This window comes from Ruegeria sp. CE6 (genome assembly GCF_056537485.1).
In genome coordinates this window covers 145,808-165,524 of sequence record NZ_JBQFRR010000005.1, presented here as the reverse complement: position 1 = coordinate 165,524, position 19,717 = coordinate 145,808, and the positions used below count along the sequence as shown (strand labels likewise).

Below are 19,717 nucleotides of genomic sequence, written 5' to 3'. Positions count from 1 at the left end.
TATACGGTCCTGTTGCCGGTTATATATCCGATGGACTTGCTGTTCGATTTGATGTGGACTGCAACGAATTCTGCTGGGCTATCGATAATTCTGCTTGCAATGGTGATCTCGATTTTGACCATCCCGCTTAAGAAGTGGGCGAAAAAGTCCGAGGATAAATTTCTTGCGGTCAAGCAGTTGGTCGACATCGATATCGCAAAGCAAGCTGCTGGACTAAAAGGCGAAAAACGATTCGAAGTAGTTGAAAAAGTTTATGAAAAACACGGCTATCATCCAATCAAATCGATCGTCGCCGGAACTTCGTTCGTTGTTATGATTCCATTTCTGATTTCGGCGATCTTTATTTTTGGAGGCTCGGATGATTTGAAAGGCGTTAGCTTTTTGTTAATTAGTGATCTTTCGGAACAAGATCATCTGTTTTTTGGATTAAATTTACTCCCTATCTTAATGTTGCTCCTTGGAATTAGCGAGGCCCTATTGCGCTGGCATAACCAAAAGGATCAATTGATCCGTTACTTAATCGTGTCGGTTGTTCTTTTTGCGTTGGTCTATTCACTTGCATCTGCACTAATACTCTACTGGATTAGCATGAACATTTGTGCCGGGATCATCTTTTTTGCGGCGAGAAGCCAGAATCCTCGTTAGAGGTGAACTTTCGGTTGGCGACATCCTGTGTCTCGCGCCAGATTGCCTCTCCCGTTTTAGGAGACAGCTCTAGTGTCGTCCGGCAGCGAATTCACGGTTACAGGAGGCAGCTATTATTTAGCTGACCAATAAAGTTCACTGTAGAAACGTTGGCGAAATGATGTTTGGTGCGTATCTGAGAATCTGCAAAGATTGTAGAGTAACTTTGCTTTGAGCTGAAGGCTGCCCGGTGCATTCACGAAAACCTGACTAAATGCGAGGACGCGTCGGTGCAAGTGTTCGGCTATCGAGAAGCTTGCGAAGGATATTCCTTCAACAATTGCCGAAGTTACATTGTAGCTTATGTTAGTCATGATATTGGCCAATACGCCTCCGCAGGACCGCCACATATAGCTGCTCTACGTATGGTTTTATATCATTAAATCAATGTATTGGCACTCCTTCATCCAAATTCAATTCCCTCCGGGCACACCATCTTCACGTCCGACATAATGCCTCGAATGGTGCACGATAACGTGGCGTCTCTGCCACTGGAATTTTCATTGAATTGAGTTGAAGTTGACGCGCGCAAGCGCCTGATGACAGCGGGCGGTTGCATCACAACCGCCCGTGCCTAGGTTTATTCCGCAGGTGCTGTGGTCTGCTTTTGCCTCAGACCATCGCGATAAAGCGCCTTGGCGAGCGCTATGCACATCAGGCCCATGACCATCGTAAAGGGTAGCGCACCGATGATCATCGCATTTCGCAAGGCGTCCATCGGATTGTTTTCACCCGCAGCCAGGATCAGAGCGCCAATCACCGCTGTCAGGATAAGGCCCCAGACGATCTTGTGCTTGTTACCGATGTTCTGATCTCCGCCAGACATGATGGTGTTCATCACCAGAATGCCCGAGTCCGCCGACGTGACCAGGAAGGTCATGATCAGGACGACGCACATCACGGTGATGCCAGACAACAGCCCACCGGTGATCATCTCTTGCAAGGTGACAAACAGCTTGGCGGTGTTCGACGCCCCGATGATGGCGCCTTCGGCGGTGCCATTCAGTTCGAGATCGATCGCGGTGCCACCCAGAATGGTCATCCACGCAAAGCAGACCAGCGCAGGGGCAAAGACACAACCGATGATGAACTCACGCACCGAGCGTCCCTTGGAAATGCGCGCCAGGAACAGGCCGACGAAAGGCGAAAACGCGATCCACCAGGCCCAGTAGAACGTGGTCCAGCCCGCTTGCCAGCCAAACTGCCGACCCGGATCACCTGCGGCGTAGACCGAAGCCAGAACAGAGTCCGGCAGCGCGGCGGCGTCGCCTTCCAGGCCAGATTTGAACCCGTCAAACGATCCCCAAGGATTGGTCGCACCGGCATAAAGCGCATCGGCAAACGGCGCTGCTTCACTCGGCAGGGCAGCATCAAACGCCGCCGCCGATTGCGGATTGAAAGCACCAAAGCTGAGCGAAATGAAGTGCTGGATGTAATCGACAAATGCAGTTGCGTAAGTCGTCATCGCGAACAGGAACGACCCAAAGACAACAAAGACCAGCAACAGGATCAGCGACAACACCAGGTTCAGGTTAGACAGGTACTTGACGCCACGACCAACACCAGAGACAGCCGAGATGATCGAGAGGCCCATGATCACAATGAGGCCAGCCAGCAGACCAACAGTACTGGGGGCTGGTGCGTCACCGGTCAGATCCATCATCCATTCCATACCCGAAATGGCGTATAGGCCGTCGATGAACTGCGAAACCCCGTACCCGATGGTAACTGAAACACCCAGAATGGTTGCTACCACGCCCAGCACATCCACGACGTGGCCCAGGAAGCCGTTCATCAGCTTGCCGAACAGAGGTGTCAGCGCGGTGCGAATAGTCAGGGGCATGTTGCGCGTGTAGGCGTAATAGGCCAGCGACAGGCCGGTCACCACATAGATCGCCCAGGCGTGAAACCCGTAATGCAGGAAAGTGTAGCGATATCCCGACTGCAATGCGTCTTCGCTATTGCCGACGACATCGCCCGCGATGACAACCGGGTTCGATCCCCACAGCCCTAAAGGCTCAGCGGTAGCGAACACCATGAGACCGACGCCCAAGCCCGCGCCAAACATCATCGAAAACCATGAGAAATCCGAGAATTCTGGTTTTTCGCCCTCTGGGCCCATAAGCCGCTTACCGGTTTGCGGCAGCGCCGCCACGACAAACAGGAAAAAGACAAAAAAGCCGACAATAATGATATAGAAGGCGTTAAAATCTTCCAGCAGACGCGAGTTCAGGCTTCCAAGAACTCCGTTTGCATTTGCGGGCCAGACAAGCGCCCAGATAACCAGCGCGACCATGATTGACTTGCTCAGCAAGGCAATCTCAACACTGTGCCCTTCATAAAACCCGCCCGAAGATCGCTTGATCTCCAGATCGGTAAAAGGTTCCTTCATAGACATGTGTTTCCTCCCTATTCGCACGTGTCCTGATTTCCAGAAAGATCTTCATGAGCGTCCCGGAGCTTCGCCATCGAGCCCTACGTCAGCAGAGCTTCTATTTTGTCGAGGGTCGCTACACTGACAGCCACACCATCGTTCTTGGCCACCAAACGCTTTGCCTGGCGGCCGTCACCGGGCAAATGTGCGCCGTTCTGAGATCGGATCGCTTCGACAAGATCGACAATTCTGGAAGAAAATGCGTCATCCGCAGTCGCAGAAGCGTCAATTGCGATAAAGAATTGGCCTGTTTTCGGAGGCCCACCGGCGGTTCCCGAAAAAGGTGAGGCGTGTATCCCAAGCGTGGCACCGGTCAGCGCTGCAGCCAAAACCTCGGTCATCAGGGCAACGCCAACCCCCTTGTACCCACCCGATGGGGCCATGGAACCCTTAAGCCCAACATTCGGGTCGGTCGTAGGGTTGCCATCTGCGTCCAACGCCCAGCCAACCGGGATTGGTTTGCCTTCGCGCGCGTGTTTCATGACCTCGCTTTTGGCGATGGTGCTGGCACTTTGATCGATCAGTAATGCGGGTTGGCCATAGTTTCCGGGGACTGCGATTGAGAACGGATTGGTCCCGACCACGGGCTTGGCACCCCCGGACGGCGCGATGGAGGCGGGCGCGTTGGTGAACCCAAGCCCCACAAAACCAGCCTGTGCCAGCCGGTAGGTGTGATACCCCAGCACGCCACAGTTATAGCTGTTGCAGATCGCCAACACCGCAACGCCCTGCGTGCGCGCCGCAGCGATCAATGCCTCGAACCCAACGTCGATCGCCGTGTGGGCGAACCCGGTTGCCGCGTCGACCGTCACTACGCCGGGGCGCGGCTGGGACAGCTGAGGGGTGGCCTGCCCATCTACCTTGCCGCACTGAACATGTTCGCAATAGATCGGGATATAGGCCAGACCATGGCTCGCTACCCCGTCCGCCTCGGTTGCGGCGGTTGCAATTGCCAATGGGCGCGCGTTTTCTTCGCTGGTGCCCGCGGACACCAACGCACGGAAAGAAAGATCCTCGATTTCAGCTAGGCTAAGGGTACGGGTTTCGATCATGTCGCTCTCTCATTCAGTCATTGTCGGACAGGCCAGCGCCAGCACCCAACAGTCGGGATTCTTCGGTAGCAGGCGCGTAGGTGCGATGGGCAAATCGGTTGAGGGTGTCCCAGCAAGCCGGGTCCGGGGTTGCGCGGGTCACGTGCGGTCGAGGGGTGGTAAGTTGGCCGCCCAGCGTGATCTGGGTGTGATCAGAAAACGATGGCCAATCCTGCCCCGCCTCCAGACGATCGCCATCCGTTGCGGCCCTGAACAGATCGCACGTATGCGTGATCACGATATTCTGGGCGCGTGCCGCCGAGGCTACGAAGGGCAGCAGAAAAACAGGTACTGCGAGCTTCTGGATACGTATGGGACCTGCGTGCAGCAGGTCAGACCGATCAGACAGCAAAGCGCCCGTGATGATCGGGCAAAGCACGCCTTGCCCCGCCCAAGCCGACTGCATCTCAACCGGGCGGTGATTCTTGAGTGAGGCTGCCAGACCTTGCTCCAACAATTGCGCAAGGGAATTCGTGCCATCAATCCCGTGTGCGCATAGCCAACGTGTGGCTTTGCCGACCTCTTCCGCCAGTCCCCAGGGGTATCCGGCTCCGCGCGCGGCGCGTTTGGCCGTGGCTTCGACCTCATTCAGCGATACGTTCACGGTCCAAGCTCCGGATAGACCCACAGATCGGCAGTCTTGCTGCTTAACTCTTCGGGATAAGGCGCGCCAGCATACATGCAGATACGTACCCAGCGGTCTGAACGAGGATCGAAATGCGTGGCACCAAAGAACGAGAGTTTGGCACGCAGCATGTCGATCGGCAGAACATCCGCGCTGATCGTGTTGTCGCGAATTTCGCCGTAAGGCGCTACGCGGCTCATTTGCGCGCGACGGATCGTGTGGCGGTGTTCAGGGTGTTCAAGTAGGAACTCGGCGATGGGTGCACCATCCGCCCATTCCGAAAGCGCGCTTTCGGCCAGAGCCGCGTCGCGCGCCGGGGCTAGCGGCTGTTCGTAGTCTGCAATCGGTTCGTCAAACCGCTCACCCAGCCGGGGCTCGAGCTTTTCCTCGGACACATACCAAGCGCGCGCGCAGTGTTCGGGCGCGTTCCAGTCCAGATCCATTGCCCAGCCAAAGCTGGCGCGGATCAGGTCGCGCACCGCGCCAACGGTCATCGTGCCATCAATCACATGCGCCGCACCGTTGCTGTCTGCCATACAGCTGGTCAGCCCATCGACCAGTTCACCGTAGGGTTCAAGGATCAGCGAGGCCAACAACTCCTGCCCTTCTTCGCTGAGCGTAGCCTGAGACCACAATATCAAGCGGTCCCACGGCTGATTGCCCGTCAGATCGGTCTTGTCGAGATAGTCCGATATTGCGCACAAGTCAGCATTCAGCGCCGCAAGCTTTTCGATCTGGATTGGATGTTCGGACTTCCACCACGAGATCGACAATTTGCTACTGGCGAAGATGTTGCGAAAATTGGCCGCTTCTGCCTCTGTTGCGGTCTCAATGGACCGAACCCGCGAGATCGCCTCTTCCCGGACCATGATCCAGTTGTTGAACAGGATCGGGTGATTGACGATGAAAGGCGCCATACCTAGCCCGGTCGAATTGCCTATACCCAGCCAACGCGCGATTTCCGGGTTCAACTCTGCGGTCTGGTCGCCACCCTTGGTGCGGGCCATATGTTGCACCAGATCGCGCACGAAGGTCCGCGTCAGGTAGACCGAAAGCATCTCGGCCTGAAATGGCGCGCTGACTTCGTCTCGGTCTGCAATCCTCTCACGATCTGCCGCGCCGAACTTGCCCGAGCCATACACGGCGGTTGTCCGCATCAGGTAACCGACCTTGTAAATCTGTTCGAGGTCGGGCTGCTGACCGGTGGCAAGACGATCCACGACATGTGCCCACAGACGCACCGAGCGGTTGGCCCGTGACAAGGACAGCTCGCTTTCGCTTACACGCCCGGCCTCTTGCAGAGGTACGTTTTGCGAAAGCCGCTCAATGTCTTCCGGGTCAGGAATTCCGTCAAACAACGCAAAGGTCGCGTCCCATGCCTCGGCGATCACACGATCCGAGCGTTGCTCGGGTGGCAGATCATGGGCAAACGCCACCAACGAATAAGCGCGTTTCGGACCTTGTGCAGTGTAGACCGCGTGACCGACGCCCTTTTCATCAATCTGGAAGACTGGGCGGGTGAACGTCCAGTTTTCGGCAGCCATCCGACGGGTCAATTGCCGCATGAAACTAAGACGGCATTGATGCAACGATCCTAGACGGGACAGGCGCATCACAGTGGCCGGGTCGCGGCGTGCGATATGCGGGCTTTGGTCCATCATATGCCTTGTGGCCTAAAATTATCGGCAAAGAAGCGGTACCAGTTGCCGCCCATGATCCCCGCGACCTCGTCGGAGTTCATGCCAGTGGCGCGCAAGCCGGACTCGATGTTGCCGAAGTCGCGATTGTCCCGAAACCAGCCCGGCATGGGCGGGAAACCGGGGGCCGAGGCCGAACCCTCGCCATAGTCGATCTGTTTTGTCCAGCGCCCCACGCGCATCCATTCAACCACACTGTCGGGCTGATCTTGACACAGGTCGGTGCCAATCCCCAGATGCTGGGCACCGTATTTCTCAGCCGTTCGGGCGATCATCTCACAGAAACTCTCCAACGTGCAGTCGGACTTGTCCTTGAGGTGATGAGGATAGACCGAAAAGCCCAGCATCCCACCATTTTCCGTCACCGCCCGGATCACCGCATCGCGCTTGTTGCGCAAAGCAGGTGACCATTCGTGCGGATTGGCATGGGTGATGGCAATGGGGCGCTCGGACAATTCCGCCGCTTCGATGGTCGACCGATCCGCCGAATGGCTCATATCGACAACAAGGCCCACGCGGTTCATCTCTTTGATCACCTGCTTGCCCATGCGGGTGATGCCGGTGTCTTCGGCCTCATAACAGCCGGTCGCCAGCAGCGACTGGTTGTTATAGGTCAGCTGCATGAAGCGGGCGCCAAGATCATGCAGAACCTCAACCAGACCAATATCGTCTTCGATCGGGGATGGGTTCTGAAACCCGAAGAACACAACCGTCCGCCCCGTTTCGCGCGCGATGTCGATGTCGCTGGCCCAACGGCCTTTCATGATCAGGTCCGGGTATTGCTCGAACCAGCGATTCCACTTCTCAAAGTTCAGAACGGTTTCACGGAAATTCTCATGATAAGCGATGGTGACGTGGATCGCATCCACGCCGCCTTCGCGCAGTTGGCGGAAAATCTTCTCCGACCAGTTGGCATATTGCAGCGCGTCGATACGCATCAGACGGGGCCTGCGCTGATATAGGCGGTCTTGACGGTGGTATAGAACTCTGCCGCTGCTTTGCCTTGTTCGCGCGGCCCGTACGAGCTGTCGCCGCGACCGCCAAAGGGTACGTGATAATCGGTGCCTGCCGTAGGTAGATTCACCGTCACCACACCAGTTCGCGCATTGCGGCGGAAATGGGTGGCACGGGCCAGCGATTTAGTCACGATGCCCGAGGTCAGGCCGAAATTGGTGTCGTTCACCACACTCAGCGCCTCGTCATAGCTGCCGACCTTGATCACGCTGGTCAGCGGCGCGAACATTTCCTCGCGGTTTATGCGCATGTCGTTGGTGGTGTTCAGGAACACGCCCGGCGACATGTAGAAGCCCTCATGCGGCATCTCTAGGCGCTGTCCACCGCAGGCCAGTTCGGCCCCTTCAGATTTACCCAGATCGACATAGGCGAGGTTCTCGCCTAGTTGCTGCTGGCTTACGACGGGACCCATCTGAGTGCCCTGCTCCAGCGCGTGACCAACCTTCATCGCCTGCGCACCTGCGACGAGCTTTTCGACAAAGGCATCATGGATGCCCGCGTGAACCACCAGCCGCGACGAGGCGGTGCATTTTTGACCGGTGCCGCCGAATGCACCACCCAGCGCCAGCGTCACCGCCAGATCCAGATCGGCGTCGTCCATCACGGCCAGCGCGTTTTTCGACCCCATCTCCATCTGTACCTTGGTCAGGTTCTGGATCGCCGCCGCCGCGATGCCCTTGCCGACCGGAACCGAACCGGTGAAGGAAATCGCGTTGACCTTGGGGCTTTCGACCAGACGTTGGCCAATCGAACGGCCCGAGCCCATCACCAGGCTGAACAGACCCTTGGGAATGTCCTGACGTTCGATGATCTCGGTCAGGGCCACAGCCGAGGCAGGCGTGATGTTGGCCGGTTTCCACACAACAGCGTTGCCATAGCACAGCGCGGGCGCAATCTTCCACGAAGCGGTCGCGGTGGGAAAGTTCCACGGGCTGATAATGGCGACAACACCCACCGCTTCGCGGCGCACGTCAATCTCGATGTCGGGGCGAACGGAGTCGGCGTTTTCCCCAATCTGACGAAGACATTCAGCGGCGTAGTAGGTAAAGAACTGACCCGCTCGATAGACCTCGCCCTTACCTTCGGCCAGCGGTTTGCCCTCTTCCCGGCTGAGCAACGTGCCCAGTTCCTCGGCGCGGGTCATCAGCTCGTTACCGATGGCGTTCAGAACTGCCTGCTTACGTTCCAGCCCATAGGCAGCCCATTCAGCTTGCGCGACACGTGCCTGATCCAGCGTCGCTTCAAGTTGGTCGCTGCTGGCTTGCGCGAACATACCAACCAGGTCAGTCAGATCAGAAGGGTTGCGGTTTTCGATTTCGCTTTCGCCTGCCAGCCATTCGCCAGCGATCAGGTTCAGTTTGGTCACAATGCGCCCCAGAGTCAGAATTCGTTTGTCACAGGATGGATTTTCCGATGCACATCAGTCAAACTCAAATAACTTAAACAAACTTCAAGGAAACTGAATTTGGCAATCAAGATTGAAATGCTGCGTTGCTTTTGCACGGTGGCCCAGACCGGGAACCTGTCCGAGGCCGCCGACCGCCTTGGTCGAACGCAATCAGCCGTCTCGATGACATTGAAGCAGCTCGAAGACCATCTGGGCAAAAAGCTGTTCGAAGGCGAGCGCAAGAACCAGCTTTCCCCGCTGGGTGAGCAGGTACTCGATCTGGGCTTGCGGCAAGTGCGCCAATTCGATCAGACCGTTCAGAATATCGAGGCCGCCGCGCTGGCTGAACAGGGATTGATCCGGATCGTATCCGTCCCGTCGGTTGGCGCGTTGATCTTTCCACCACTATTGCACCACATGAGCAGCGAATCCCCCGGGGTGAAGATCGAGCTGCGCGACACCGACACGCAGCAGGTGTTGGATGCCATCGCTCAGGATCAGGCAGATATCGGAATCGCATCCGGGTATCACGCCCTGAACGGCATCCAAACCATTCCACTATTTCAGGACTCCTTTGGATTGGTCGCGGCCTCGGATCATCCTCTGATCACACGCGCAGAACCGCTGAATATCCCCGACATCGCCAGCGCACCCTTTGTCCGAAACACGTTGTGCGATCTGATTCAAACGCCGGCTTTCCATACGGCAATCAAAAACGCCGAGATCACAATTCACAACACGCATTCATTGATCACGCTGGTGCGATCGGGCGAGTGGATCACAGTGCTTCCTCAAACCGTTGCCGAATTCTTGCCGGAGGCGGTGTCTTACCGCCCGATCACGGACCTTCACGACAAAAGGCAAGTGTATCTCTATGTCCGCGAGCGTTCGCGCTTCCAAGATCTGACCGAGCAGTGTTGCGCGTTCATCCTGTCCCGTGATTTCGCGTGACGGCGGGGCCCAACTAGACCTTTCGCCTTCAACCGCCCCTGAGACGCTGCATTAAATAAACTTCGGCACCTTCCGGAATCGGCTCGGACAGTCCGGTCGCGATGATGCGCCCGTCCAACGCCACCGAGACCCCCGCATCGATCGGTGCCTGCAGCCGGGGATGTATACGCACCAGTTCCTGCAGCAATTCGCCCGTGGTGGCGGCCTCAACCTCGACCACCTCGCGACCCCCGGTCAAAGACCGGAGGCTAGACCAGAGGTGGACCTCAACCATTGTCCTTGAGCGCGGCAAGAATGCGCGGCGGGGACATTGGCAGTTGCTTCAGGCGTACACCGGCCGCGTTGGAGACCGCGTTGGCGATGGCGGCCAAGGGCGGCACGATGCCGGTCTCTCCCACACCACGCACACCGAACGGGTGGCCGGGGTTGGGCACTTCGACAATCACCGTGTCGATCATCGGCAGATCGCTGGCGACCGGGATGCGGTAATCGAGGAAGATCGAGTTCTGCAAGCGGCCATCCTCACCATAGATATATTCCTCGTTCAGCGCCCAGCCGATGCCCTGCGCAGCTCCGCCCTGATACTGGCCTTCGACATAGGTCGGGTGGATCGCCTTGCCCGCGTCCTGAATGACCGTGTAGCGGGTGATGCTGGTCTTGCCGGTTTCCGGGTCGACCTCGGCATCCACGATATGGGTGCCAAAGGATACACCCGCGCCTTCCGGCGTGGCCTCGAAATGGCCCGAGATCGGGCCGCCGGTCGCGCCCATATGGGCGGTGATATCGGCCAGCGGGCGCGGATCGAAGTCACCGGCATTGGGGCCTGAGGGCACGGCACAGCCGTTCTCCCATTTCACCGCATCAACCGGGATTCCCCAACTGGACGCTGCGCGGGCGCATAGCTGCTCGACCGCGTGGCGCGCCGCCTTGATTGTCGCCAGACCCGAGGCATAGGTCACGCGGCTGCCGTGGCTCACATCATTGTAACCCAGCGTTGCCGTATCGGCGACGGTGACGCGAATGTTCTCGTAGGGAATGCCCAGAACCTCGGCCGCCATTAGCGCCATTGACGCGCGTGATCCGCCGATATCCGGCGTACCGACCATGACTTGGGCCGAGCCGTCCTCGGACAGCGCCAGAGATACCGAGGTCTCACCACCATGGTTGAACCAGAACCCACAGGAAATCCCGCGCCCTTGCCCCGGCTTCAACGGGGCCGAGTAATGCGGATGCGCCTTGGCGGCCTCAAGCGTTTCGACAAGACCTATGCGCTCATAGGTCGGGCCATAGCTGGCTTTGGTGCCTTCATGCGCGGCGTTTTTTAGGCGCACATCCACCGGGTCGAGGCCGAGTTGATTGCACAGCTCATCCAGAACGGATTCGACCGCAAACGCACCCATCGGAGCGCCTGGCGCGCGATAGGCGGCCTGTTTCGGGCGGTTGGCCATCACGTCATAACCGACCTGGCGAACGTTGGTCAGGTTGTAGGGCGCAAAGGCACACATGGCGGTCATGTCGCCGGGTGCACCCGGGAAGGCACCACCCTGCAGGCGGAAGATGCCTTCGGCTGCTGTGATGGTGCCGTCCTTTTTCATGCCGATCTTGATGTCCATCGACGCCGATGAGGTCGGGCCGGTCGCACGGAACACCTCGGACCGGGTCATCACGATCTTTACGGGGCGGTTGGCCTTGCGGCTGAGCGCCAACGCAACCGGTTCGATGAACACAGTGGTCTTACCACCAAAGCCGCCGCCGATCTCAGACGCGGTCACACGCAGTTGTGAGGTTTCGATGCCCAGCAACGCCGCGCAGGTTTTCTGTGCGATCCAATGGCCCTGGGTGGTGCACCAAAGCTCACCTTTGCCGTCAGTACCCAGAGACCCCATGCAGGCATGAGGTTCAATGTAACCCTGATGGGTTGCCTCGGTAACGAAGCTGTCCTCAATTACCAGATCCGCCTCGGCAAATCCGGCTTCGACATCTCCGTGGCCGCTTTCGTGATAGCGCACCACGTTGGGGTGCATCCCCTCAGGCACCGAATAATCTGCCGCACCTTCGCGGATGACAGGCGCGTCCGGTGCCATCGCCTTGTCCACATCTGTGACGTGGGGCAAAACTTCATATTCAACCTCGATCAGCTTCAGCGCATCGCGCGCCGCCAAGGCTGATGTCGCTGCAACTGCTGCAATCGCGTGGCCGTCATACAGAGCCTTTTCGCCCGCCATGACATTTTCCAGCACGTTCCAGAATTCGCCTTCCAGCCCCGGCTTGAAGGGGACATCGGCGAAATCGGCGCGGGTAACAACGGCTTTGACGTCTTTGTGGGCCTCGGCCTTTGAAGCATCAATCTTGACGATCCGCGCATGGGCATGGGGTGAACGCAGGATAGCGCCATGCAACATGCCGGGGGCTGAGATATCCGCACCGAACTTGGCGCGGCCCGTCACCTTGTCCAGACCGTCAGGGCGGTCAGGGCGGGTGCCGACAAACGTGAAGTCAGATTTGCGATCGTCCAGTGCCATTACGAAGCCTCCCGCATCTCAGCCGCCGTATCCATCACGGCGCGAATGATTTTGTCATAGCCGGTGCAGCGGCAGAGATTGCCTGCCAGCCAGTACCGGGTTTCCTCTTCGGTGGGATTGGGGTTCTTTTCCAGCAGCGACTTGGCCGCCACCAGAATGCCCGGGGTACAGATGCCGCATTGCAGGGCGGCATACTCGATCATCTTCTTTTGCAGCGGATGCAGGACGTCGCCGTCCGCGATCCCTTCAACTGTTTCGATCTGCTTGCCCTCAGCCTCGACGCCCAGCATCAGGCACGAACACACCAAACGGCCATCGACGCTGACCGAACAAGCACCGCAATCGCCGGTGCCGCAGCCCTCTTTCGCGCCGGTCAGGTTCAGCTTGTCGCGCAGACAGTCCAGCAGGGTTTCGCGCGGGTCGCAGAGGTATTCGACCGCGTCCCCATTCACGGTGGTGGATACGTGGAACTTACTCATACGTCTTCTCCCTTTGCGCGGGCATAGGCGATTTTTGCGGCGCGCTTGGCCAGAACGCCAGCAACTTCGGTGCGGAATGCAATAGTGCCGCGTTTGTCATCGATGGGATTGCAGGCAGCCGAGGCCGCTGCAGCCAGCGCGTCCAGCGCCGCGTCATCCAACGCGCTGCCAATCAGCGCTTTGGCGCAGTCTTCAACCAGCAAGACGGTTGGTGCGACAGCCCCCAGTGAGACGCGCGCCTCGGTGATGGTATCGCCATCCAGTCGTAAGTTTACGCCCACACCAACCACCGCGATATCCATCTCGGTGCGCGGGATAAAGCGCAGATAGGCGTCACCGGCGTTGTCGCCACGCGCTGGAATGTTGACCGCCGAGATCAGTTCGCCTTTGGCCAGTGAGGTCTTGCCGGGTCCCGTCGGGATGTCTTCGACCGCCACCTCTCGTGTGCCGTCCGGGCCCGTCACGGTGACTGTAACGCCTGCCGCAACCATCGCTGGCACCGAATCCGCCGCCGGAGAGCCATTGCACAGATTCCCGGTCAGCGTCGCACGCCCCTGTACCTGAGTCGATCCAATCAGGTCCATCGCCTCGACCACACCCGGCCAATCGCGGCCCAACGCGGCGTGCTCGCTCATCTCGGCGCCGGTCGCGGCGACGCCCAGCGTCCAGCTGCCATCGGCATTGCGGGTAATTTCGCTAACGCCGTCGATCTTCTTGATGTCGATCAGCGTATCGGGCGTCACCAATTCCGAGCGCAACTGCACCAGCACATCGGTGCCGCCTGCCAGAAACCGAGTGATGCCCGTTGCATTTGCGGCCAGAGCCGACGCCTCGGCAAAGCTGGCGGGGCTGTGATAATCCATGAAAGTACCTCGCACCTGTTGATCAGGATAGACTGGGGTTCGCCGGGGACGTTAGTGCAGCAAGTCGGCGGCGTCCATGGCTGGAACGACCAATTTTTGGGATTCAAAATGTCGTTTTATCGAGAGCAATCACAGATCGATCTCGATCACCCCGTCTGCCCGGGCCGCCCGGCTTTGGCACAGTATGATCGCACCTTCGCGTTGTTTGTTGGACAAAACGAAATCGCGGTGTTCGATCTCACCTGAAATCACGTCACATTTGCAGACCCCGCAGATCCCATCAGCGCATTTCACATCCACGTGAAAGCCCGCCTCATTAAGTACCTGCGCCGCATCTTTGTCAGCGGGAACAGTCAACTCCCGACCCGATTTCGCCAATTTCAGAGTGAACGGATGGTTCTCATATTCGGGCTGTTCCGGCACGGAGAAAAATTCGAGATGCCGTGCACCTTCCGGAAACCCCTGCCGTTCGGCAGCGTGAATGACGCCGTCCATATAGCGGTCGGGGCCGCAGGTATAAACGTGCCATCCGTCCTGATATCCGCCCAGAACAGCCTCCAGATCAGCCCGTGTGCCCTCGTCTGAGAAGTAATATTGCACGTGATCGGCCCATGGCACAGCCGCCAGATCATCCAGATATCCGGCACCTGCTCGTGTGCTGGCGGAATAGTGAAGCTCGAACGGTTTGCCCATCGCATGTAGTCGGTGGGCAAAAGCAATCATCGGCGTGATGCCAATACCGCCGCCCATCAGAAAGGTTTTGGTTGCAGTCTCGTCCAGCTCAAAATGGTTTATCGGCTTTGAGATGAAGACCTTGCGCCCTTCGTTGAAGATGCGATGCAGCAAGGCCGAGCCGCCGCGCCCTTCATCCTCGCGCAGCACGCCGATCTGATATGTGGTGCGGTCGGAGGGATCGCCCGACATCGAGTACTGCCGCAGGAATTCGGGCGAAACCAGCACGTCCAGATGCGCGCCCGCAGTCCATTTCGGCAAGGGCGCACCGTCGAGGGTTGAGAACTCGTACTTGGTGACATCCGAGGTCATCTTGTCGACCTTGGTTAGTTCCACCCGCATCACCGGGGCGTCCCCGGCGACCTGATAACGGTGGATCACAGACATATCGCCTGCCGTTTTGCGCGCTTTGTAGTCTTCAGCTGTGACCATCGCCTCATAGGCGGCAATTCCGGCTTCCCGGTCCATGTTGAAGGGATAGGGCCATGGGTGCGGAGCGAGCGGAGCGGGGTAGACAGCAAGCGTCTGATCCTCGTACTTCAAATCGAGGTCTTTTTGTAGGTCCCGCCGGTTCAATGGGTGCTGCGACGGGCGATAGGCTCCGTCGGCTTCCAGTTCGATATCCCACCACCATTTCTTGGTGTCATTCAGACCACCATTACCGACGGCGTCATCCAGTTTGGCCAATGCAGGCGCGGCCTGCGGAATATTCATCGCGGCCCATCGGAACGGGCGTTCCTTGAATATACCTTCCAGATTCCATGGGCAGGTCTTCATGCATCGTCCGCACATCGCCCCCCCGGGCGTGGTGATACGGTAAGTGGCACATTTCTGGCTGTCGGATTTCCAGATTTCATAGCCGTTGAACATCAGCTTTGGCCCGGCAGTGATTGCGCCCGAAGGGCATTCCCGAGCGCATTTGTTGCAGCTTTCGCAAAACGTCTGAAGGCCGAAATCGATGGGTTTGTCATGCGTCATCGGCATGTCGGTTGTCACGACACCGGATTTCAGGCGCGGGCCAAGATAGGGGTTCAGGATCACCTCACCGATCCGACTGACCTCCCCCAACCCCGACAACAGCAGCAGCGGCGGTTGCAGCACCTCGCCATCCATCACCGTATGCGCCTTGGCCTTGTAGCCGAGATTTCGGATTTGCTGCGCGATCACGCCCCCCAGCAGTGAAAACCGCAGATAGGCGCGCATGGATTGGGCCACGCTGATCCAGTCATCCCCGCTGGCGCCTTCCATCGTCTCATAGCCCTGGTCGATGATCATGCTGATCGCCTGATCATGGGGTGGAACGATTTCTTCTCCGGTGGCGTCATGGGAATACCAGCTCCACTCGGGGCACCGGCTGAGCCCGACCGCATCGACCCCAAGGAAATAGGTTGCAGCCTTGATATTCGCGGCATTTCTTTCGGTATCTGTGTGCTGTACAGCCTCGGCGCTGTCACCGTCCTGCAGCAAAACAAATGCGCCCAGCGCGCGGCGTTGGGCGAAGCTGGGGGCGGATTTGCGCACGTAATGCCCGCCCTTGGTCGCGTCTTGCAGCGACTTACCCATGTCGCCGAACTGAGCCCGCGCAAACATGTCTGCGCGTTTGGGCACCCGGGCTACGTTTTGCTCGTCGATATAGGTGGTCGGTGTTTCGACTCGTTTGAGGTTTTCAAAAGGATGTGCCCCGTCCACATAGCGCCGCTTGGCATAGGCATCCCGGTTCAGAGCGTTCTTGGCGAAGCCTGCACCCAGCCACCATGCAGGTCCTTGCGTGCGGAACCACGGTTGTTCGGCCAGCGGTCGCAAGGGTCGGTCATGCGCGATCTCCATTTCGGTGGTCACAGCGGCCAATCCGAACCGCTTACCCAACCAAGGCACCACAACCGCACCATCCTCAACCGAGGCCAGACCCGCAGCAACTGCCAGCTTGCCCAGATCAACCTCAGAGGACATCGCCGTATGCGCCCGCGCATCGAAACCCAGGAGGCGGATGTAGTTGGCAATGACCACAGCATTCTCGGTGGCAAGCAAACAGGCGAGGTGATCCTGCGCATCCATGATCCAATCGGACCCGGGCTCCGAGGGGTCCGGATCGCGGTTGAACTCATAGAGAAACACGAGCGTATGGCGATGACGGTCCATCGGGCGTGGCGCGGCCTCCATGCTTTCTTTTAGATCCGCCATGATCAGATCGATGCCCGAGGCCAGCGTTTTGGTTTGCCGCGTCCTAAGCGCATGAGCCAGCCGGTCGATATCCGGGTTGCGGCGAGGCTCAGCCAACATCGCCTCCGCGGGTAGCGGCCCGCAGCCCATCATCGACGCATCGTTGAAATAGCCAAACGCTTTCAGATGGTTGGCACGATCTGCTGGGTTGGCAGGAATTTCCGATGCGACGGGGTTCACAAATCCATCCCGGATTGCGTCCATCATCGCCTGAAACTCGCCCATCGCATTCACGATGCTTTCGGGCTGCTCGGGCCTGCGAAAGCTAAGCGCACACATCGGTTCGACCTGCGCCAGATCAGGCATCCGATCCAGCCGCGCCAGCCGTTCCAGCGGGAACGGACCCATGTGAACAGGTCTGTTCTTGTCCGAGAAAAAGCGGATCCCCATCGCGCGCCTCCAGTTAGCTGCCCTTTCCCCTACCCCGGCATGGACACCAAATCCATTCATGAATAATCATAAATGGTATGAGCAGAATTGATTTCACAGATCTGGACGGCAAGGTCCTACGGGTGTTCCTGACGATACTCGAAGAAAGCTCGGTGTCGAAAGCTGCCGACCGGTTAGGGGTGACGCAATCGGCCATCAGCCATACGCTGGGCAAGTTGCGGCAAGTGCTGGGCGATCCACTATTTGTCCGATCCGGACAGGGGCTGACCCCGACCGAACGCGCTTTGTCGTTGAAAGAGCCGGTGCAACAGGTGCTGGACAACATGCGCGCCCTGACCGAAGGTCGCCCGTTTGATCCGCTGTCCGAACAGATGGACATTCAGATCGCCACCAACGACATGCCGCGTGAGTTGATCTTTCCCGAACTTCTGCGGGCGACACGCGCCGAAGGCGTCAGGTTGCGGCTGGAGTTCATCCCGTCGGGTGTTCCCGACCCGGACTTGCTGCGCAGCGACCGGTGTCAATTGATGCTCACCCCGCTGCCACCGGATGGGCCGGATATCTTTCAGAAGCGGCTGATCACCAGCCCGTTGTTGGTATTCTATGATGCCGCTCACCGTGATCCGCCTGAGGATTGGCAATCCTATTGCAATAGCGATCATGTCGAGGTGCGATTTGCCGACGGGCGCAACGCCCGTGCCGTGATGCGTGGCGTGGATCAAAGCCAGATCAGACCGCCCGTCGTAACCCTGCCGCATTTCAACGCGATCCCGCCTTTCGTGAAAGGCAGCGACCTGATCTCGACCGACACGGCACTGATGAAACGCGGGCCGCTTGCCACGCTGGACAGCGCACCACTGCCGTTCAAATGCGAAGCAGTGTCAATCTATATGGTCTGGCACCAGCGCTCGGCCAACGACCCGGCACATCGTTGGTTACGCGACCGGATCGACGCGATTGCGGCCTCGCTTCAGACCTGAGAAAGCAACCAGTCGCGCATCTGTTTCACCAACTCCCGCTGACGCGGTTTCTGCGGGGTGACAATGAAAAAGCTCAGATCGTCAACCAGCACCTCAGAGAGTGGCTGCACCAACCGACCCGAAGTCAGTTCCGCAGACACAAGTGGCGCATTGGCCAGCGCAAATCCTTGCCCCGAGACAGCGGCGTCTATCGCCAGGCTTGTCTGGCTGAAACTCATCATCCGTGGCTTCCCTTCGACCCCGGCGCGTTCAAGAAACAAAGGCCACAGACCATGGGAATCGCTGAGCAGAACGTGTTGCATCAGGTCGTCTGGACCAGAAATTTGTGATGCGAGGTCCGGACTGCCCACAACAACGAATTCGGTCGAGAACAAAGGTGTCGCTTGCAGACCGCGCGCAACCGGTGAACGGCTTTGGCGTACCGCGATATCAATTCCATCAGACTGGAAATCCGCCAACCGCTCGCGCGCGTCAACCTGCACCGAGATATCGGGATGGCGGGTCACAAAATCATTCAGACGCGGCACCAGCCATTTTGAGGCAAAGCTGGGCGTGACCGAGATCGTGATCTGCTTTTGGTCGGTCAGATCATTTACAGCCTCTTCGATCAGCCGAAATGCCCGGCGCAGCGGCGCGTGGAACCGACGCCCCGCTTCGGTCAGGCGCAACCCACGCGGAAGGCGTTCGAACAGCGCCGTCCCCAGCCGCGCTTCCAAGCCCCGCACCTGTTGCGCAACGGCCCCTTGGGTTACGCCGATTTCTTCCGCAGCAAGACGAAAATTCAGGTGGCGTGCCGAGGCCTCGAAGGCGCGCATCGCGTTGAGAGGTGGAAGAGCGGGCATACCTAAACTGTAGATTTTCTACTGTCACTGCGCAACAGAACTGATTGGTCAAATCGAGGTTGCTGCGCCATCTTCTTGCGAAATAATGCATAGGAGCGTGAAGATGGAAAAAGTAGCTTTGATCACCGCAGGCGGCAGCGGCATGGGCGCGGATTCCGCGCGCAGACTGGCGGCTGATGGCTTCAAAATCGGCATCCTGTCCTCGTCGGGCAAGGGCGAGGCGCTGGCACATGAATTGGGTGGCGTGGGCATCACGGGCTCGAACCAGTCGAATGATGACCTGCAGAAACTGGTCGATGCAGCAATGTCCCATTGGGGGCGGATCGATGTGCTGGTGAACTCAGCCGGGCACGGGCCCCGCGCTGCGGTGCTGGAGCTGACCGATGAGGACTGGCACACCGGCATGGATGTCTATTTCATGAATGCCGTAAGACCTACGCGACTAGTGACCCCTATCATGCAAACGCAGGGCGGTGGATCGATCATCAACATCTCAACCTTTGCTGCGTTTGAACCGGACCCGGTTTTTCCTACCTCGGGCGTATTCCGCGCCGGGCTGGCGGCGTTTACCAAGCTGTTCTCGGACAAATACGCCGCCGACAACATCCGCATGAACAACGTCTTGCCCGGGTTCATCGACAGCCTTCCGGAAAAAGAAGAGTTCCGCACACGCATCCCGATGGGCCGCTACGGGCGCAGCTATGATGAGATCGCCTCGGTCGTGGCTATGCTCGCCTCAGAAGGCGGAGGCTACATAACCGGGCAGAACATCCGCGTCGATGGCGGTATCACCCGGTCTGTCTGAA

General features: G+C 58.4%; 16 protein-coding genes. 4 read left to right on the top strand and 12 right to left on the bottom strand.

The genetic code is table 11. The annotated features are described in order from the left end of the window. The first annotated feature begins 30 nt into the window (after positions 1-30). The gene (locus ACR0DK_RS18965; protein WP_480737613.1) at positions 31-645 is read left to right on the top strand and encodes a YidC/Oxa1 family membrane protein insertase; all 615 of its coding nucleotides are present in this window, start codon (positions 31-33) and stop codon (positions 643-645) included. 619 nt (positions 646-1,264) lie between these two features. Here the strand turns inward: ACR0DK_RS18965 and ACR0DK_RS18960 are convergent. The 6 genes from ACR0DK_RS18960 to ACR0DK_RS18935 all read right to left on the bottom strand — a co-directional run bounded on the left by ACR0DK_RS18960 (position 1,265) and on the right by ACR0DK_RS18935 (position 8,911). After that, on the bottom strand, positions 1,265-3,082 hold the full coding sequence (locus tag ACR0DK_RS18960) for a BCCT family transporter (RefSeq protein WP_170625441.1): 1,818 nt from the start codon (positions 3,080-3,082) through the stop codon (positions 1,265-1,267). Between the two features lie 77 nt (positions 3,083-3,159). Continuing rightward, positions 3,160-4,170, bottom strand: a complete 1,011-nt coding sequence (locus tag ACR0DK_RS18955) for an Ldh family oxidoreductase (RefSeq protein ID WP_223117401.1) — start codon at positions 4,168-4,170, stop codon at positions 3,160-3,162. A 13-nt stretch (positions 4,171-4,183) separates the two neighbouring features. After that, complete coding sequence (locus ACR0DK_RS18950; RefSeq protein WP_223117400.1) at positions 4,184-4,813, bottom strand: DUF3726 domain-containing protein; 630 nt, start codon at positions 4,811-4,813, stop codon at positions 4,184-4,186. Next, positions 4,810-6,492 carry a hypothetical protein gene (locus ACR0DK_RS18945; protein WP_480737660.1) on the bottom strand — a complete coding sequence of 561 codons (1,683 nt, stop codon included), beginning with the start codon at positions 6,490-6,492 and terminating at the stop codon, positions 4,810-4,812. Before ACR0DK_RS18945 ends, ACR0DK_RS18950 begins: the two co-directional genes overlap by 4 nt. Continuing rightward, entirely contained in the window at positions 6,492-7,469 is a 978-nt protein-coding gene (locus tag ACR0DK_RS18940) for a membrane dipeptidase (RefSeq protein WP_480737610.1), read from the bottom strand. Before ACR0DK_RS18940 ends, ACR0DK_RS18945 begins: the two co-directional genes overlap by 1 nt. Then, positions 7,469-8,911, bottom strand: coding sequence for an aldehyde dehydrogenase family protein (locus tag ACR0DK_RS18935; RefSeq protein ID WP_480707415.1), 1,443 nt, complete (start codon positions 8,909-8,911; stop codon positions 7,469-7,471). Before ACR0DK_RS18935 ends, ACR0DK_RS18940 begins: the two co-directional genes overlap by 1 nt. Positions 8,912-9,010: 99 nt before the next feature. Here ACR0DK_RS18935 and ACR0DK_RS18930 point away from each other — a divergent pair, with 99 nt between their 5' ends. Beyond that, positions 9,011-9,883 carry a LysR family transcriptional regulator gene (locus ACR0DK_RS18930; protein WP_223117398.1) on the top strand — a complete coding sequence of 291 codons (873 nt, stop codon included), beginning with the start codon at positions 9,011-9,013 and terminating at the stop codon, positions 9,881-9,883. Positions 9,884-9,911: 28 nt separating this feature from the next. On the opposite strand, the gene ACR0DK_RS18925 is transcribed toward ACR0DK_RS18930, so the two are convergent. The 5 genes from ACR0DK_RS18925 to ACR0DK_RS18905 all read right to left on the bottom strand — a co-directional run bounded on the left by ACR0DK_RS18925 (position 9,912) and on the right by ACR0DK_RS18905 (position 17,089). Next, positions 9,912-10,157: a MoaD/ThiS family protein gene (locus ACR0DK_RS18925; protein WP_170408213.1), complete on the bottom strand. Its 246-nt coding sequence runs from the start codon at positions 10,155-10,157 to the stop codon at positions 9,912-9,914. Further along, positions 10,150-12,405, bottom strand: coding sequence for a xanthine dehydrogenase family protein molybdopterin-binding subunit (locus ACR0DK_RS18920; RefSeq protein WP_223117397.1), 2,256 nt, complete (start codon positions 12,403-12,405; stop codon positions 10,150-10,152). Before ACR0DK_RS18920 ends, ACR0DK_RS18925 begins: the two co-directional genes overlap by 8 nt. After that, a complete protein-coding gene (locus ACR0DK_RS18915; protein WP_170408211.1) occupies positions 12,405-12,884 on the bottom strand; it encodes a (2Fe-2S)-binding protein in 480 nt (159 codons plus the stop codon). Before ACR0DK_RS18915 ends, ACR0DK_RS18920 begins: the two co-directional genes overlap by 1 nt. Then, complete coding sequence (locus tag ACR0DK_RS18910) at positions 12,881-13,747, bottom strand: FAD binding domain-containing protein (RefSeq protein WP_170398402.1); 867 nt, start codon at positions 13,745-13,747, stop codon at positions 12,881-12,883. Before ACR0DK_RS18910 ends, ACR0DK_RS18915 begins: the two co-directional genes overlap by 4 nt. 129 nt (positions 13,748-13,876) lie before the next feature. Further along, positions 13,877-17,089: a reductive dehalogenase gene (locus ACR0DK_RS18905; RefSeq protein WP_480737607.1), complete on the bottom strand. Its 3,213-nt coding sequence runs from the start codon at positions 17,087-17,089 to the stop codon at positions 13,877-13,879. 77 nt (positions 17,090-17,166) lie between these two features. Between ACR0DK_RS18905 and ACR0DK_RS18900 the strand changes: the two genes are divergently transcribed. Continuing rightward, positions 17,167-18,069, top strand: a complete 903-nt coding sequence (locus ACR0DK_RS18900; RefSeq protein ID WP_480737605.1) for a LysR family transcriptional regulator — start codon at positions 17,167-17,169, stop codon at positions 18,067-18,069. Here ACR0DK_RS18900 and ACR0DK_RS18895 read toward each other — a convergent pair. Next, the gene (locus ACR0DK_RS18895; RefSeq protein WP_480737602.1) at positions 18,060-18,911 is read right to left on the bottom strand and encodes a LysR substrate-binding domain-containing protein; all 852 of its coding nucleotides are present in this window, start codon (positions 18,909-18,911) and stop codon (positions 18,060-18,062) included. The two genes, ACR0DK_RS18900 and ACR0DK_RS18895, sit on opposite strands and share 10 nt — an antisense overlap. Positions 18,912-19,014: 103 nt before the next feature. Between ACR0DK_RS18895 and ACR0DK_RS18890 the strand changes: the two genes are divergently transcribed. Further along, the gene (locus ACR0DK_RS18890; RefSeq protein ID WP_480737600.1) at positions 19,015-19,716 is read left to right on the top strand and encodes an SDR family oxidoreductase; all 702 of its coding nucleotides are present in this window, start codon (positions 19,015-19,017) and stop codon (positions 19,714-19,716) included. Position 19,717: the final 1 nt, after the last annotated feature.

Excerpts from the sequence above, each read along its gene's own strand:
- ACR0DK_RS18965 (WP_480737613.1), top strand. The coding sequence starts at position 31 with ATGGACTTGCTGTTCGATTTGATGTGGACTGCAACGAATTCTGCTGGG.
- ACR0DK_RS18960 (WP_170625441.1), bottom strand. The coding sequence starts at position 3,082 with ATGTCTATGAAGGAACCTTTTACCGATCTGGAGATCAAGCGATCTTCG.
- ACR0DK_RS18955 (WP_223117401.1), bottom strand. The coding sequence starts at position 4,170 with ATGATCGAAACCCGTACCCTTAGCCTAGCTGAAATCGAGGATCTTTCT.
- ACR0DK_RS18945 (WP_480737660.1), bottom strand. The coding sequence starts at position 6,492 with ATGGACCAAAGCCCGCATATCGCACGCCGCGACCCGGCCACTGTGATG.
- ACR0DK_RS18940 (WP_480737610.1), bottom strand. The coding sequence starts at position 7,469 with ATGCGTATCGACGCGCTGCAATATGCCAACTGGTCGGAGAAGATTTTC.
- ACR0DK_RS18925 (WP_170408213.1), bottom strand. The coding sequence starts at position 10,157 with ATGGTTGAGGTCCACCTCTGGTCTAGCCTCCGGTCTTTGACCGGGGGT.
- ACR0DK_RS18920 (WP_223117397.1), bottom strand. The coding sequence starts at position 12,405 with ATGGCACTGGACGATCGCAAATCTGACTTCACGTTTGTCGGCACCCGC.
- ACR0DK_RS18915 (WP_170408211.1), bottom strand. The coding sequence starts at position 12,884 with ATGAGTAAGTTCCACGTATCCACCACCGTGAATGGGGACGCGGTCGAA.
- ACR0DK_RS18910 (WP_170398402.1), bottom strand. The coding sequence starts at position 13,747 with ATGGATTATCACAGCCCCGCCAGCTTTGCCGAGGCGTCGGCTCTGGCC.
- ACR0DK_RS18905 (WP_480737607.1), bottom strand. The coding sequence starts at position 17,089 with ATGGGGATCCGCTTTTTCTCGGACAAGAACAGACCTGTTCACATGGGT.
- ACR0DK_RS18900 (WP_480737605.1), top strand. The coding sequence starts at position 17,167 with ATGAGCAGAATTGATTTCACAGATCTGGACGGCAAGGTCCTACGGGTG.
- ACR0DK_RS18895 (WP_480737602.1), bottom strand. The coding sequence starts at position 18,911 with ATGCCCGCTCTTCCACCTCTCAACGCGATGCGCGCCTTCGAGGCCTCG.
- ACR0DK_RS18890 (WP_480737600.1), top strand. The coding sequence starts at position 19,015 with ATGGAAAAAGTAGCTTTGATCACCGCAGGCGGCAGCGGCATGGGCGCG.